Below are 14207 nucleotides of genomic sequence, written 5' to 3' on the forward strand. Positions count from 1 at the left end.
GGACAAGGCTTATTTCAATGTGCGTTTGTTCCAATTCAGGATGAAAAAACATGCTCGCTTATCGCAAATTCGCAGCCCTGCTGGTGGCTTCGCTCACCCTGTGGCTGGGCCAGGCTCACGCTGAACAACGGCCGCAAGTGGCCGACCAGGTAGTGGCTTACACGGGCGCGCAAGGGGCCAAGGTCTGGACGCTGCGCATTGGTGAACGCGCCGCCAACGAGGCGCTGGTGCAGGTTGAAGGCGTCGACCACGACTGGAACATGCGCATTCAGAAAATGCAGGTGGAGAAGACCAGCCGGGATACCCGTTATTCCACCACCGTGGATGGCAAGAAATTCGTCGTGCTGATCGTCCAGGGCAGCTGGGGTGGCGAACTCTACCTGCCGGGCGAGGCGCAAGCGCTGCAAGTCGGCTATTCGCAAGAGCTGTCGCAGCAGGGTAATGCGCAGGCATTCCTTACCGATTACCTGGCGGCACAGAACCAGGAGGGGCAATGACCATGGGCGAATTCACCGACCCGATGTCTGACCTGTCCGGTTCGCTCGGCCAGGACTACGAGGATAGCCGTGCCGCCCAGCGCGACCGGGTGATCGCCGAGCTCAAGCAAGTGATCGAGCGCGTGCCCGAGCAGAGCGAGTTCACCAACTCCCGACGTTACCGGGTGTGGGGGCCGATACTGTTGCTGGGGGCCCTGATTATCACGGCCGTCACCTTCAACCCAGAGCGCTTGGGGGCGGTGGCAGCAGGGGTCTTCATCACCCTGATTGCTGCAGCGGTAACCTGGCAACACCGCAATGCCGGCACCCAGGTATTCATGCGCCTGACCCGCCGCCAGTTGTTCGTCGATACGCTGGATGCGCCGGTAGACCTGGCGGAAGTGGAAGATGTTTCGGTCAAGGATGAAGGGCTGGTCACGGTGCAGACCCTGGAGATGAGCAGCGAAGCCGCCCTGCCGAAGCATCATGTGGTGAAACTGCAGTTCTTCGGCAACCAGGCCATGGTGCTGAAAAAACCGCGACCGCAGATCCGCATCATGTCCGCAGGCCTGGCCAGCAACGGGCGCAAGCTGGATAACGAGGAAGTGCTTGCGGTGCTGGCGGCCTATCGCGATGCGGCACATGCACAACGGCAACTGGAGCTGCTGCAGGCTGATGGATAACGACGAACGCGAAGCTCACCTGACGTACCTGCAGGCGCAGGCCGACGGCCCCACCGACAGCTTCGAACTGCTGGAACACTCGCTCGGCAAGGCGCTGGCCTGCGCCGTGATTGGCCTGTTGCTCGGCGGACTGGGGGCCTGGCTGGTCGCCCTGGCGGTGCAGTTCAGTGCCAATGCCAGCCGCGGTGCCATCTGGCTGCTGGCTGGTTTCGGCCTCGCCTTGGTCGGTGCCGGGGTGGCGGCGCTGGCCTGCGCCGCCGTGCTCTACCGCCGGCACGGCAAGCGGGTGCTGAGCGTGACGCCCGATACGCTGTGCTTTGCCAACGCACAGGCACCGACACCCCTGCATGACTTTGACGGCATCGAGGTCGAGCAGGGTTATTTCACCACCCGGCTGATCTTTACCGTGTCGGCGTTCAGCCACGCGCCAGACCTGGCGCCGGCCTGTTTCAAGGCACTGGCCTCGCCTGACGCAGTGACCTTCGCGGGCGGCTTGCGGGTCAGGCTGTGGCTGTGCACGCCCGTGGTGGGCGGGCGCCGCCTGAGCCTGCAGGAACTGGTGGATCTGTTTTATGCCTATGTGCAGGCGGCCCAGGCCAGGCGGAGCTTGGCGCAGCTGTTTCCGGGCGTGGCGCGCCTGGGCGAAACGGCCAGATGAGCCAGGTCGGGACTAGCGGCGTGTGCTGGCGATGAGGCGCTTGGGTTGGGGCCTGGCCCTGCTGTTGCTGCCACTGGCGCTGTTCGGCTGGGGGCAGCTGCAACATTGGCGCGCCGACACGGCGCAGGAGCAGGCACGGATCATCCGCCAATGGCTGGCTGCACCCAGCGATGCCCTGCTGCAAAGCCTGCCTTGGGCCGCACGCAAGCAGCTCAACGGGCGGCTCGACAGGCGCGAAGCGCTGCAGGCGCAGTTGGCCGTGCTCGACGCCGACCGTCACTGGCTGGGCGTGCGTAAATGGATGGCCAGCCTCAGCGGCTGGTTGGCACTGGGGGCTTTGTTCACCGGTATCGGCGCCTGGCTCAGGCTGAGGATCGACGCCTGGCGAGCGCTACGCTCAGCGCAGTACCTGCACGGCCACATGACCGCCAACTGGCTGGTGCTGGGCCGCTGGCTGAGTGCCTACCTGGTCCTACTCGCCGGCTCGCTGAGCCTGTCATTGCTCTATGAGACCAGCCTCGGACTGAGCCATGCCGCGCATGGCGGCCTGACCGTTCTGATCGTGGTGCTGCCGCTGACGTCTGTGCTCTTCGTCTGCATGCGCACCCTCTGGCGCTTGCGCCAACAGTGGCCGGGCATGGGCGCGCCGAGTGCGAGCTTTCTTGGCCGGCCACTCCACAGGCAGGCGGCGCCGGCGCTGTGGCGCTGGGTCGAGGGCCTGGCTGCGCAACTGCATGCGCCTGTGCCCGACCATATCGTGGTCGGGCTTGACCAAGGCTTTTTCGTCACCAGCGTGCCTGTCGTGCTGCAGCCCAGCGGCAGCCAGCTCAGCGGGCGGACCCTGTATCTGCCGCTGCCTTGCCTGACGGCCATGAGCCAGGCGGAGGCGGCTGCGCTGATCGGCCATGAGCTGGGCCATTTCCGCCGCCGTGACACTGAGCGAGGCAGTGAGATCTGCGCGCGTTTCAGCCTGATGTATGCGCACTATCAGGCCATGCTTGGCGCCGACAGCGCCCCGCCTTGGGCGGTGCGCCCGATCCTGTGGATGGCTGGGCAGTTCCTCCATCACTTCCAGGTCGCGGTGCACCACTGGGGGCGGGCGCAGGAATTGCTGGCTGACCGGGCGGGCGCCGAGGTTGGTGGGCCGAAGCTGTTCATCCAGGCGCTGTTGCGGGCGATTGCCCTGGGCCGGGTGATCGATGGGTTACTGCATGCTCGCGGTGGCGAAGGCCTGCCGCAGGCGTTGGCGTTGCACTTGCAACGCACCCCGTTGCAGCTGGGCGAAGAGGCGCTGGCGCTGGCCATTACCCATCCGTTCGATACCCACCCCGACACCGCCACGCGCTTGCAGAACCTGAACGTCCTGCTCGACCCGCAATTGCTGCAGGCGGCCTTGCGCGCGCCGTCCAGCGATGACCAGCGGTGGTTCAACGAGCTTTGCCTGGCCCCCGATGGCAGTGCCGATGGCAAGGCTGCGGGCGGGGTTGCCAGAGACTTCACTTAATATTTCCCATTTGCAGGTGTATCGTATTCGCCCTTCATCGCCAGCCATGCTGGCAGCTTGATTGCGCAGAACATGAGGTACCCGCACCGATGTCCTTCACCCGTCGACAAATGCTCAAAGGCCTGACCGGCCTGGTTGTGGTTGGCCTGGGCGCCGGTGGCGCGGCGCGTTACTGGCTGGGCCGGGTCGAGGACGACAATGCCGGGCATGATTACGAATTGATCGCCGCGCCGCTGGATGTCGAGCTGGTACCGGGGTTCAAGACCGAGGCCTGGGCGTTTGGCCCCTCGGCCCCGGGCACCGAACTGCGCGTGCGCCAGGGTACCTGGCTGCGGGTGCGCTTCATCAACCACCTGCCGGTGGAAACCACCATCCATTGGCACGGCATTCGCCTGCCGCTGGAAATGGACGGCGTGCCTTATGTGTCGCAGCTGCCGGTCAAGCCGGGCGAGTACTTCGACTACAAGTTCCGCGTGCCGGATGCCGGCAGCTACTGGTACCACCCGCATGTCAGCAGCTCCGAGGAGCTGGGTCGCGGCCTGGTCGGCCCGCTGATCGTCGAGGAGCGCGAACCCACCGGGTTCCGCCATGAGCGCACCCTGAGCCTGAAGAACTGGCATGTGGACGAGCAGGGCGCCTGGCTGCCGTTCAGCATCCCCCGCGAGGCCGCGCGCAACGGCACCGCCGGGCGGTTGATCACCATCAATGGCCAGGCCGATTCGGTCACCGAGCTGCCGGCCGGGCAAGTGGTGCGTGTGCGCCTGTTGAACCTGGACAACACCTGGACCTACCGCATCAACCTCAAGGGCAATTGCGAGGCAATGATCTATGCCCTGGACGGCAGCCCGGTGACGCCACGGCCGCTGGACGACGACTACTGGCTTGGCCCAGGCATGCGGATCTGCCTGGCCATCCGCATTCCCCAGGCAGGCGAGGAGATCTCCCTGCGTGACGGCTTTGTCCGCCTGGGCACGCTGCGTTCGCTGCCCAGCAGCGATGCACCAAGCGACTGGCCGCCGGCGCTGCCGCCCAACCCGATTGCCGAACCGGATCTGGAGAACGCCGAAAAGCTCAACTTCAATTTCGAATGGGCGGCCAAGGTTTCTGTCAGCACAGACCAGGACAAACCCTCGAGCATGTGGCAGATCAACGGCCAGGCCTGGGACATCACCGACAAGACGTGCGCCGACCGGCCGATCGCCACGTTGAAGAAGGGCAAGAGCTACATCTTCGAGCTGAAGAACATGACCCAGTACCAGCACCCGATCCACCTGCATGGCATGAGTTTCAAGGTGATTGCCTCGAACCGCCACGACATCAAGGAGCCGTGGTTCACCGACACCTACCTGCTGGGCCGTAACGAGCGCGCCCAAGTGGCGCTGGTGGCGGATAACCCGGGCACCTGGATGTTCCACTGCCACGTCATCGACCACATGGAAACCGGCCTGATGGCCGCGATCGCGGTGGTCTGATGCGCCCGCAGATCATCGACCGCAGCCGCGATCAGGAATTCATGCGCCTGGCCCTGGCCCTGGCCGCCGAGGGCGCGGCCCTGGGCGAAGTGCCGGTGGGCGCGGTACTGGTACAGCATGGCCAGGTGATCGGCCAGGGTTTCAACCGGCCGATCATCGACAGTGACCCCAGCGCGCATGCCGAAATGGTGGCGATCCGGGCGGCGGCCAGGTCGGCCAGCAATTACCGCCTGCCTGGCAGCACCCTGTACGTGACCCTGGAACCCTGCAGCATGTGTGCAGGGCTGATCGTGCATTCGCGGGTCATGCGGGTGGTGTATGGCGCGCTGGAACCCAAGGCGGGGATCGTGCAGAGCCAGGGGCAGTTCTTCGGGCAGGGTTTTCTCAACCACCGGGTGATGGTGGAGGGCGGGGTGCTGGCCGAGGAGTGCGGGCAGATCCTGACTGAGTTCTTCAGGGCGCGCCGGGCCAAGGGTTGACCTGCACCGGTCGCTACAGGAATACCCTCCGTTGGGGCCTGTGGCTGCACCTGTGGGAGCGGGCACGCCCGCGAAAAGACCAGTACAGGCCTACATCGGTGGCGACTGTTCCGCCGGCTTGTCCTTGTTCACCCCCGGCACATGCAGGTTGCCCTCGGCCATCTGGCCTTCGAGCTGCGGCTGGGTCACCCAGGTGAGAATGTCGTAGTAACGGCGGATGTTGGCCACGAAATGCACCGGTTCGCCGCCACGGGCATAGCCGTACTTGGTCTGCCGATACCACTGCTTCTGCGACAGGCGCGGCAGCATCTTCTTCACGTCCAGCCACTTGTTCGGGTTGAGCTTCTCGCGCTTGGCCAGGGTGCGCGCGTCTTCCAGGTGGCCGGTGCCGACGTTGTAGGCGGCCAGGGCGAACCAGGTGCGGTCCGGCTCCTGGATGCTGTCGTCGAGTTCTTCCTTGATCTTCATGAAGTACTTGGCGCCACCCTGGATGCTCTGTTTCGGGTCCAGGCGGTTGGACACACCCATCGCCTGGGCGGTGCGCTGGGTCAGCATCATCAGGCCGCGTACGCCGGTCTTGGAGGTGACTTCCGGCTGCCACATCGACTCCTGGTAGCCGATCGCCGCGAGCAGGCGCCAGTCAACCTGCTCGACCTTGGCGTAGCTCTTGAAGTGCTTCTCGTACTTGGGCAGGCGCTGCTGCAGGTGCTGGGCGAAGGTGTAGGCGCCGACATAGCCCAGTACGTCGACATGGCCGTAGTAGCGGTCTTTCAGGCGCTGCAGGGTGCCGTTCTTCTGCGCCTTGTCGAGGAATTCGTTGATCTCGTTGAGCAGGCTGTTGTCTTCGCCGGCGGCGACTGCCCAGCGCTGGTCGCGGGTGTCGCCCAGGTCGAAGGCCACCCGCACGTTGGGGAAGTACACCTGGTTCATCGCCAGTTCGTTGGAATCGACCAGGGTCAGATCGATTTGCCCTTCGTCGACCATGCGCAGCAGGTCGACCACCTCGACGGCGTCGGATTCTTCGTATTCCAGGGCCGGATACTGCTTTTTCAGCTCGGCCAGCTGGTCGGCATGGCTGCTGCCCTTGAGCACCATGATCTTCTTGCCGATCAGGCCGTTGGCGTCGGTAGGGCGGGGGCGGCCGTTGCGGTAGATGACCTGGGGGGTCACGTCCAGGTAAGGGTGGGAATACCTGACCTGAGCCTTGCGCCGTTCGCTGCTGACCAGGCCGGCCGCCGCCAGCACCGGGCCGGAGGGCTTGCCGAGGGCGTCGTACAGTTCGTCGAGGTTGTCGGCGGTTTCGATCTGCAGCTTCACGCCGAGATCGTCGGCGAAGTGCTGGACCAACTCGTACTCGAAGCCGGTTTCGCCGTTGCGGTCCTGGAAGTAGGTGGCCGGGCTGTTGCGGGTGATCACGCGCAGCACGCCATCCTCCTTCACGCGCTCGAGGGTGCTGGGTTTTTCAACGCAGGCACCGAGCAGCAGAAAGAGTCCGGTTGCGAAAAGCCATCTGGCGCAACGCTGGCGCAAAGCAGTGTGGGCGAACATAGGTTGCAGTATACGCAAAGGACTGGCCCAACCATATCTCGACAACTGTTAGCTTGTCTGGTAGCGGGTTGTGTGGTTGGAGGGGATTGCGTCAAGGCCGCCAGGCGCTCGCCTCGACGCATTCAGCGCCGGTGAGATCGAGCGCCGCCCGCGCGGCGCATCGCGGATGAAATCCGCTCCTACATCTGTTGCAACGTGCCGAACCTGTCACGCCATGGTCGCCAGCCTTGGCGCATCACTTGAGCCGTGCAAACCGGCTGACAACCATGGCCTTACAGGCGTGGCCACGTTGCAACAGGTGTAGGAGCGGATTTCATCCGCGATGCGCCGCGCGGGCGGCGCTCGGTCTCACAGGCACAGCATGCGTCGAGGCGAATACCCCCCCCCCCAGAAATCTGACCCCGAAGTCCGGTTCCACCGCCCGGCAGTCGTGGCTTAGAGCGGGTGCCGAAACCCTTCGAATTAGGCTAGAATGCACGGCCTCTAAGCACACCCCTTCCTGAGGCTGTCCCGACGATGTTGATCCTGCGCGGCGCTCCTGCCCTTTCTGCCTTTCGCCACGGTAAATTACTCGAGCAACTGAGCCAGAAAGTCCCCGCTGTTACTGGTTTGTATGCCGAATTCGCCCACTTCGCCGATGTCGACGGCGAGCTGACCGCCGACCAGCAGCAGGTGCTGGGCCGTCTGCTCAAGTACGGCCCGAGCGTACCGGTACAGGAGCCGAGCGGCCGCCTGTTCCTGGTCGTACCGCGCCTGGGCACCATTTCGCCGTGGGCCAGCAAGGCCAGCGACATCGCCCACAACTGCGGCCTGCAGGCCATCCAGCGCCTGGAGCGCGGTATCGCCTACTACGTCGCCGGCGACCTGAGCGCCGCCGATGCCGAGCTGATCGCTGCCGAACTGCACGACCGCATGACCCAGCGCGTACTCGGCCAGCTGGAGCAGGCCGCTGATATGTTCAGCCACGCCCAGCCCAAGCCGATGACCTCGGTGGATATCCTGGCCGGCGGCCGTGACGCCTTGGCCAAGGCCAACATCGACCTGGGCCTGGCCCTGGCCGAAGACGAGATCGACTACCTGGTCAACGCCTTCCAGGGCCTCAAGCGCAACCCGAACGACATCGAACTGATGATGTTCGCCCAGGCCAACTCCGAGCACTGCCGCCACAAGATCTTCAACGCCAGTTGGGACATCGACGGCCAGGCCCAGGAAAAAAGCCTGTTCGGCATGATCAAGAACACCTACCAGATGCACAGCGAAGGCGTGCTGTCTGCGTACAAGGACAACGCCTCGGTGATCGTCGGCAACGTGGCCGGCCGCTTCTTCCCGAACCCTGAAACCCGCCAGTACGGCGCGGTGCAGGAGCCGGTGCACATCCTGATGAAGGTGGAAACCCACAACCACCCGACCGCCATCGCGCCGTTCTCCGGTGCGTCCACCGGCTCGGGCGGCGAAATCCGCGACGAAGGCGCCACCGGCCGTGGTGCCAAGCCCAAGGCTGGCCTGACCGGTTTCACCGTGTCCAACCTGCGCATCCCGGGCTTCGAGCAGCCGTGGGAGCAGAACTACGGCAAGCCCGGCCGCATTGTCGACGCCCTCGACATCATGGTCGAAGGCCCGCTGGGTGGCGCCGCGTTCAACAACGAATTCGGTCGCCCGGCCCTGACTGGCTACTTCCGTACCTTCGAGCAGGCCATCAACACCCCGCGCGGTGAAGAAGTGCGCGGCTACCACAAGCCGATCATGCTCGCCGGCGGCATGGGCAACATCCGTGAAGACCACGTTCAGAAGGGCGAGATCACTGTCGGCGCCAAGCTGATCGTGCTCGGTGGCCCGGCCATGCTGATCGGCCTGGGCGGCGGCGCCGCTTCGTCGGTGGCCACCGGTGCCAGCTCGGCTGATCTCGACTTCGCTTCGGTACAGCGCGAAAACCCTGAAATGGAACGCCGCTGCCAGGAGGTCATCGACCGTTGCTGGCAGCTGGGCGACAAGAACCCGATCGCCTTCATCCATGACGTTGGCGCTGGCGGTATCTCCAACGCCTTCCCCGAGCTGGTCAACGACGGTGGCCGTGGCGGCCGCTTCGAACTGCGCAACGTGCCCAATGACGAGCCGGGCATGGCCCCGCACGAAATCTGGAGCAACGAGTCGCAGGAACGTTACGTGCTGGCCGTCAGCGCCGAGGACTTCGAGCGCTTCCAGGCCATCTGCGAGCGCGAGCGCTGCCCGTTCGCGGTAGTCGGCGAAGCCACTGCAGAACCGCACCTGACCGTTACCGACAGCCACTTCGGCAACACCCCGGTGGACATGCCGCTGGACGTGCTGCTGGGCAAGCCGCCGCGCATGCACCGTTCGGTTACCCGCGAAGCCGAGCTGGGCGATGATTTCGACCCGAGCCAGCTGGACCTGGACAACGCCGTACAGCGCGTGCTCAGCCACCCGGCCGTGGCCAGCAAGAGCTTCCTGATCACCATCGGCGACCGCACCATCACCGGCCTGGTGGCCCGCGACCAGATGGTCGGCCCGTGGCAGGTACCGGTCGCCGACTGCGCCGTCACCGCCACCAGCTTCGACGTCTACACCGGTGAAGCCATGGCCATGGGCGAACGTACCCCGCTGGCCCTGCTGGACGCCCCGGCGTCGGGCCGCATGGCCATCGGCGAAGTGCTGACCAACCTGGCCGGCGCGCGTATCGAGAAACTCTCCGACATCAAGCTGTCGGCCAACTGGATGTCCGCTGCCGGCCACCCCGGTGAAGATGCCCGCCTGTACGACACCGTCAAGGCCGTCGGCATGGAGCTGTGCCCGGAGCTGGGCCTGACCATTCCGGTCGGCAAGGACTCCATGTCGATGAAGACCAAGTGGAGCGAGGACGGTGTCGAGAAGAGCGTCACTGCGCCGATGTCGCTGATCGTCAGCGGCTTCGCCCCGGTGGTCGACATCCGCAGCACCCTGACCCCGCAACTGCGCATGGACAAGGGCGAGACCGACCTGATCCTGATCGACCTGGGCCGCGGCAAGAACCGCATGGGCGCCTCGATCCTGGCCCAGACCTACGGCAAGCTCGGCGCCGAGGCTCCGGACGTCGACGATGCCGAAGACCTGAAGGCATTCTTCGCCGTGATCCAGGGCCTGAACGCCGACGGTCACCTGCTGGCCTACCACGACCGTTCCGATGGTGGCCTGATCACCACCGTGCTGGAAATGGCCTTCGCCGGCCACTGCGGCCTCGACCTGCACCTGGACCCGCTGACCGACAGCAAAGCCGACGTGGCGGCCATCCTCTTCAACGAAGAGCTGGGCGCGGTCATCCAGGTTCGCCAGGATGCCACCCCGGACGTGCTGGCACAGTTCAGCGCCGCTGGCCTGGGCGAAGAATGCGTTGCCGTGATCGGCAAGCCGGTCAACAACGGTGAGGTGTCCATCAGCCTGAACGGCGAAGTGCTGTTCGACGACGACCGCCGCATGCTGCAGCGCCAGTGGGCTGAAACCAGCTACCAGATCCAGCGCCTGCGCGACAACGCCGACTGCGCCGACCAGGAATTCGACCTGCTGCTCGAGGAAGACAACCCGGGCCTGTCGGTCAAGCTGGGCTTCGACGTCAACGACGACATCGCCGCACCGTACATCAAGAAAGGCATTCGCCCGCAAGTGGCGATCCTGCGCGAGCAGGGCGTCAACGGCCAGGTCGAGATGGCTGCCGCCTTCGACCGCGCCGGTTTCGCTGCCATCGACGTGCACATGAGCGACATCCTCGCTGGCCGGGTCGACTTCGAAGCGTTCAAGGGCCTGGTCGCCTGCGGCGGCTTCTCCTACGGCGACGTGCTGGGTGCCGGTGAAGGCTGGGCCAAGTCGGCGCTGTTCAACAGCCGCGCCCGCGATGCCTTCCAGGCCTTCTTCGCGCGTACCGACAGCTTCGCCCTGGGCGTGTGCAACGGTTGCCAGATGATGTCCAACCTGCACGAGCTGATCCCGGGCACCGAGCACTGGCCGCACTTCGTGCGCAACCGTTCGGAGCAGTTCGAGGCGCGCGTGGCCATGGTCGAGGTGCAGAAGTCCAACTCGATCTTCCTGCAGGGCATGGCCGGTTCGCGCATGCCGATCGCCATCGCCCACGGTGAAGGCCATGCCGAATTCGCCAGCGAAGAGGCCCTGCTGGCTGCGGACCTGTCCGGCTGCGTGGCCCTGCGCTACGTCGACAACCACGGCAAGGTCACCGAAGCCTATCCGGCCAACCCGAACGGCTCGCCGCGTGGTATCACCGGCCTGACCAGCCGCGACGGCCGCGTGACCATCATGATGCCGCACCCGGAGCGGGTGTTCCGCGCCGTGCAGAACTCCTGGCGCCCGGACGAGTGGCAGGAAGATGCCGCGCTGATGCGCATGTTCCGTAATGCCCGGGTGTGGGTGAACTAAGGCGTGTACAAGCTCGCCTTCTTCGTCCCCGCCAGCCACGTCGAAGTGGTCAAGGCTGCTGTGTTCGCCGCAGGTGGCGGGCGCATCGGCGACTATGACCACTGTGCCTGGCAGACCCTGGGCCAGGGCCAGTTCCGCCCGTTGGACGGCAGCCAGCCGTACCTCGGGCAAACCGGCCAGGTCGAGGTGGTGGAGGAGTGGAAGGTGGAGCTGGTGGTGGCCGACGAGCTGATTGCCCAGGTCGTCGCTGCGCTCAGGCAGAGCCACCCGTACGAGACGCCAGCCTACGAGGTCTGGCGGCTCGCCGAGTTCTAGGTCGCATCAAGGCCGTTCGCGGGCAAGCCCGCTCCCACAGGGATATCACGGGTTCTGAAGACTGTGATATCCCTGTGGGAGCGGGCTTGCCCGCGAAAGGGCCCTACAATTCAGTCACACTCTCCTTGCCTGGCTCAGGCCGCTGCAACCAGGCACAAGCCAGCAACCCCACCTCGAACAGCAGCCACATCGGCACCGCCAGCATCGTCTGCGAAAACACATCCGGCGGCGTCAGGATCATCCCCACCACAAAGCAGCCGACGATCACATAGGGCCTGCTGCGCCGCAACGTGGCCACATCGGCCAACCCCACCCAGACCACGATGAAGGTCGCCACCGGGATCTCGAACGCCAGCCCGAACGCCAGGAACAGCGCCAGGATGAAGTCCAGGTACTGGCTGATGTCGGTCATCATCGCTACGCCTTCGGGCGTCACGCTGGCAAAGAAGCCGAACATCATCGGGAACACCAGGAAGAACGCGAAGGCCATGCCGGCATAGAACAGCACGATACTCGACACCAGCAACGGCAGGGCAATGCGCCGTTCGCGGCGATACAGCCCGGGCGCCATGAAACCCCAGGCCTGGTGCAGCAGCAGCGGCATGGCAACGAACAGCGCGCACATCGCGGTCAGCTTGAACGGCGTCAGAAACGGCGAGGTGACACTGGTGGCAATCATGCTGGCGCCTTCCGGCAGAAAGCGCCGCAGCGGTTCGGAAACCAGGGTGTACAGGGTTTGGGCGAAGGGGAACAGGCCGGCGAATAGCAGCGCGACCAGCCCCAGGCAGCGCACCAGGCGTTTGCGCAAGTCGCGCAGGTGCTCGGTCAGCGGCATGCCGGCAAGCGGTTCCGTGGCCATGCTCATCAGGCATTCTCCCTGGGCTGCGTTACCGTGGTCGCGCCTTGGCTGGGGGCTGCACTCAGGCGCACGCCTTGGCGAATTTCCTGTTCCAGGCGCTGCAACGGGGCGTTGTCGAAGCCAGGCAGTTCGATCTCCCGTTCCACCTGCATGCGCAAGGCCTGCATCGCCCGGCGCGCCTGGCCCAGGCCACGCCCGAGCGTGCGTGCCGCCTGCGGCAGGCGCTCCGGGCCTAGCACCAACAATGCGACGATGCCGACCAGCAGCAGCTCGCTGAAGCCTACCTCGAACATCAGGCCTGGCGTTCCGCTTGTTGCTGCTGCGCCGCCTGGCCGGTCAGCGGGCATTGCTGCTGCACCTGCGGGTGGCCTGCGGCGTTGGCGCCATTGTCGCCGCCCATGGACTTGCGAAAGCCCTGGATCGCCTCGCCCACGTCGCTGCCCAGGCCCTTGAGGCGCTTGGTACCAAACAGCAGGAATACGATCAGCAGTACGATCACCAGTTGCCAGATTCCAATGCCACCCATTGCGACCACTCCTGTAAGGCCATGAAAAGGAAGGGCAATCGTGCCTTGTGTAGATGACGGGCACATGACGGATGGTGGCTGCCATCTCGCTGCAACACCCGAGGTGTTGACTGGCGTTTTCATTCGCGTGAGGAGCGCACGGATGGGTGGCAGACAACAGCAGGGGGCGGCCCTGCTGATGGTGATGGTGGTGCTGGCGATGCTGGCGGCGGGCATGGCCTGGCTGGTGGAAGATGGCCGGCGTCAGGTGGATGAGGTGCGCCTGTTGCATCAACGGGTGCAGGCACGGGCCATGGAACAGGCCGGCCTGGCCTATGCCGAGCAGGCCCTGCTTGATCCCGCCTGGCGTCTCAGCCCGTTGTTCTGGCAGGCCTTGCGCGGGCAGCCATTGAACTATAACTTTGGTGGCGGCCAGGCGCAGCTGCAGGTGCGCGACCAGCACACCTGCTTCAATGTCAACGCGCTGCTCGGGGCGGATGGTGAGCGCGCCGAACGCCAGTTGCGCTACCTGCTGGGCGACGACATGGCGGCCGAACGCCTGGTCGATGCCTTGGCCGACTGGCTCGATGCGGATAGCGATGCCCGCCTGCAGGGCGCCGAGAGCGGCCAGTACCTGCGCCAGCAACCCGCACGGTTGGCGGCCAACCAACCGATGCTCGACACCAGCGAGCTGAACCTGTTGCTGGAGCCGGATGCCAGCCGTGAGGGGCGCTACCCGATGCTGTGCGCCTTGCCGCAGACCACGGGCTGGCGGCTGAATGCCAATGCCCTGGGGTTGGCGCATCTGCCTTTGCTGGAGGCGCTGTACGAAGGGCGTTATCCGCGTTCGCTGCTCAGCCGCATCATCAGCGGCCGACCGGCGTCTGGGTATGCGGATGCGGCGGCGCTGCGCCAGGCACTGGGAGCGGTGGATGACGAAACCTTCGAGCGGCTGAGCGAAGGGCTGCTGCTGAACAGCGGGTATTTCCTGTTGCAGCTGTCGTTCGCCGAGGAAGGGCGGGTGATACGCAGCGAGTTCCAGGTGGAAGCGCTGGGGGTGGTGCAGTGGCATGCCCGGGTGCCGGCGCAACAGGTGCGGGTGCGTAGCCGCGAGCCGATGGTGTGGTAGCGCTTGAGATTGCCGCGGCTGCTTTGCAGCCCGTTCGCGACACAAGGCCGCTCCTGCAGGGGAATGCGACCTGAGCTGCTTCCCAGATGTTGGACACCTGTCCACCATTAGGGACGCAGTTCACCCTTGTAGGAGCGGCCTTGCGTCGCGAAAGGGCCGCAAA

Annotated in this window: 13 protein-coding genes; 9 read left to right on the forward strand and 4 right to left on the reverse strand. The window is 65.2% G+C overall.

The features are described 5' to 3' along the window. Positions 1-50 precede the first annotated feature (50 nt). The 6 genes from HG549_RS05295 to tadA all read left to right on the forward strand — a co-directional run bounded on the left by HG549_RS05295 (position 51) and on the right by tadA (position 5272). Positions 51-497 (forward strand): hypothetical protein, encoded by a 447-nt coding sequence (locus HG549_RS05295; RefSeq protein ID WP_170028473.1) that lies wholly within the window; start codon positions 51-53, stop codon positions 495-497. Beyond that, positions 494-1159 (forward strand): hypothetical protein, encoded by a 666-nt coding sequence (locus HG549_RS05300; RefSeq protein WP_306092893.1) that lies wholly within the window; start codon positions 494-496, stop codon positions 1157-1159. The genes HG549_RS05295 and HG549_RS05300 overlap by 4 nt, the downstream gene beginning before the upstream one ends. Continuing rightward, on the forward strand, positions 1152-1817 hold the full coding sequence (locus HG549_RS05305; RefSeq protein ID WP_170028474.1) for a hypothetical protein: 666 nt from the start codon (positions 1152-1154) through the stop codon (positions 1815-1817). The genes HG549_RS05300 and HG549_RS05305 overlap by 8 nt, the downstream gene beginning before the upstream one ends. Positions 1818-1848: 31 nt before the next feature. Further along, positions 1849-3321, forward strand: coding sequence for a M48 family metallopeptidase (locus HG549_RS05310; protein ID WP_170028475.1), 1473 nt, complete (start codon positions 1849-1851; stop codon positions 3319-3321). 89 nt (positions 3322-3410) lie between these two features. Beyond that, positions 3411-4793 carry a multicopper oxidase family protein gene (locus HG549_RS05315; protein WP_170028476.1) on the forward strand — a complete coding sequence of 461 codons (1383 nt, stop codon included), beginning with the start codon at positions 3411-3413 and terminating at the stop codon, positions 4791-4793. Then, positions 4793-5272, forward strand: coding sequence for a tRNA adenosine(34) deaminase TadA (tadA, locus tag HG549_RS05320; RefSeq protein WP_170028477.1), 480 nt, complete (start codon positions 4793-4795; stop codon positions 5270-5272). The genes HG549_RS05315 and tadA overlap by 1 nt, the downstream gene beginning before the upstream one ends. A 90-nt stretch (positions 5273-5362) precedes the next feature. On the opposite strand, the gene mltF is transcribed toward tadA, so the two are convergent. After that, positions 5363-6820, reverse strand: coding sequence for a membrane-bound lytic murein transglycosylase MltF (gene mltF, locus HG549_RS05325; RefSeq protein WP_170028478.1), 1458 nt, complete (start codon positions 6818-6820; stop codon positions 5363-5365). 516 nt (positions 6821-7336) lie between these two features. Here mltF and purL point away from each other — a divergent pair. Together purL and HG549_RS05335 are read left to right on the forward strand one after the other, a co-directional pair. Then, a complete protein-coding gene (purL, locus tag HG549_RS05330; protein WP_170028479.1) occupies positions 7337-11236 on the forward strand; it encodes a phosphoribosylformylglycinamidine synthase in 3900 nt (1299 codons plus the stop codon). Between the two features lie 3 nt (positions 11237-11239). Beyond that, positions 11240-11551: an NGG1p interacting factor NIF3 gene (locus HG549_RS05335; RefSeq protein WP_170028480.1), complete on the forward strand. Its 312-nt coding sequence runs from the start codon at positions 11240-11242 to the stop codon at positions 11549-11551. A gap of 103 nt (positions 11552-11654) precedes the next feature. On the opposite strand, the gene tatC is transcribed toward HG549_RS05335, so the two are convergent. The 3 genes from tatC to tatA are packed head-to-tail and all read right to left on the reverse strand — an operon-like array spanning position 11655 to position 12936. Then, on the reverse strand, positions 11655-12416 hold the full coding sequence (tatC, locus tag HG549_RS05340) for a twin-arginine translocase subunit TatC (protein ID WP_170028481.1): 762 nt from the start codon (positions 12414-12416) through the stop codon (positions 11655-11657). Then, entirely contained in the window at positions 12416-12703 is a 288-nt protein-coding gene (gene tatB / locus HG549_RS05345) for a Sec-independent protein translocase protein TatB (protein WP_170028482.1), read from the reverse strand. Before tatB ends, tatC begins: the two co-directional genes overlap by 1 nt. Continuing rightward, positions 12703-12936 (reverse strand): twin-arginine translocase TatA/TatE family subunit, encoded by a 234-nt coding sequence (tatA, locus tag HG549_RS26205; protein ID WP_170028483.1) that lies wholly within the window; start codon positions 12934-12936, stop codon positions 12703-12705. The genes tatB and tatA overlap by 1 nt, the downstream gene beginning before the upstream one ends. 142 nt (positions 12937-13078) lie before the next feature. On the opposite strand from tatA, the gene gspK reads away from it, so the two are divergent. Continuing rightward, positions 13079-14044, forward strand: a complete 966-nt coding sequence (gene gspK / locus HG549_RS05355; protein WP_170028484.1) for a type II secretion system minor pseudopilin GspK — start codon at positions 13079-13081, stop codon at positions 14042-14044. The last annotated feature ends 163 nt before the right edge of the window (positions 14045-14207 follow it).

This window comes from Pseudomonas sp. SK (genome assembly GCF_012975065.1).
GTDB classification, from domain to species: Bacteria; Pseudomonadota; Gammaproteobacteria; order Pseudomonadales; family Pseudomonadaceae; genus Aquipseudomonas; species Aquipseudomonas anuradhapurensis.

Coding starts and splice junctions, on each gene's coding strand:
- HG549_RS05295 (WP_170028473.1), top strand. CDS start 51: ATGCTCGCTTATCGCAAATTCGCAGCCCTGCTGGTGGCTTCGCTCACC.
- tatC (WP_170028481.1), bottom strand. CDS start 12,416: ATGAGCATGGCCACGGAACCGCTTGCCGGCATGCCGCTGACCGAGCAC.
- tadA (WP_170028477.1), top strand. CDS start 4,793: ATGCGCCCGCAGATCATCGACCGCAGCCGCGATCAGGAATTCATGCGC.
- tatB (WP_170028482.1), bottom strand. CDS start 12,703: ATGTTCGAGGTAGGCTTCAGCGAGCTGCTGCTGGTCGGCATCGTCGCA.
- HG549_RS05310 (WP_170028475.1), top strand. CDS start 1,849: ATGAGGCGCTTGGGTTGGGGCCTGGCCCTGCTGTTGCTGCCACTGGCG.
- gspK (WP_170028484.1), top strand. CDS start 13,079: ATGGGTGGCAGACAACAGCAGGGGGCGGCCCTGCTGATGGTGATGGTG.
- HG549_RS05305 (WP_170028474.1), top strand. CDS start 1,152: ATGGATAACGACGAACGCGAAGCTCACCTGACGTACCTGCAGGCGCAG.
- HG549_RS05300 (WP_306092893.1), top strand. CDS start 494: ATGACCATGGGCGAATTCACCGACCCGATGTCTGACCTGTCCGGTTCG.
- HG549_RS05315 (WP_170028476.1), top strand. CDS start 3,411: ATGTCCTTCACCCGTCGACAAATGCTCAAAGGCCTGACCGGCCTGGTT.
- purL (WP_170028479.1), top strand. CDS start 7,337: ATGTTGATCCTGCGCGGCGCTCCTGCCCTTTCTGCCTTTCGCCACGGT.
- tatA (WP_170028483.1), bottom strand. CDS start 12,936: ATGGGTGGCATTGGAATCTGGCAACTGGTGATCGTACTGCTGATCGTA.
- mltF (WP_170028478.1), bottom strand. CDS start 6,820: ATGTTCGCCCACACTGCTTTGCGCCAGCGTTGCGCCAGATGGCTTTTC.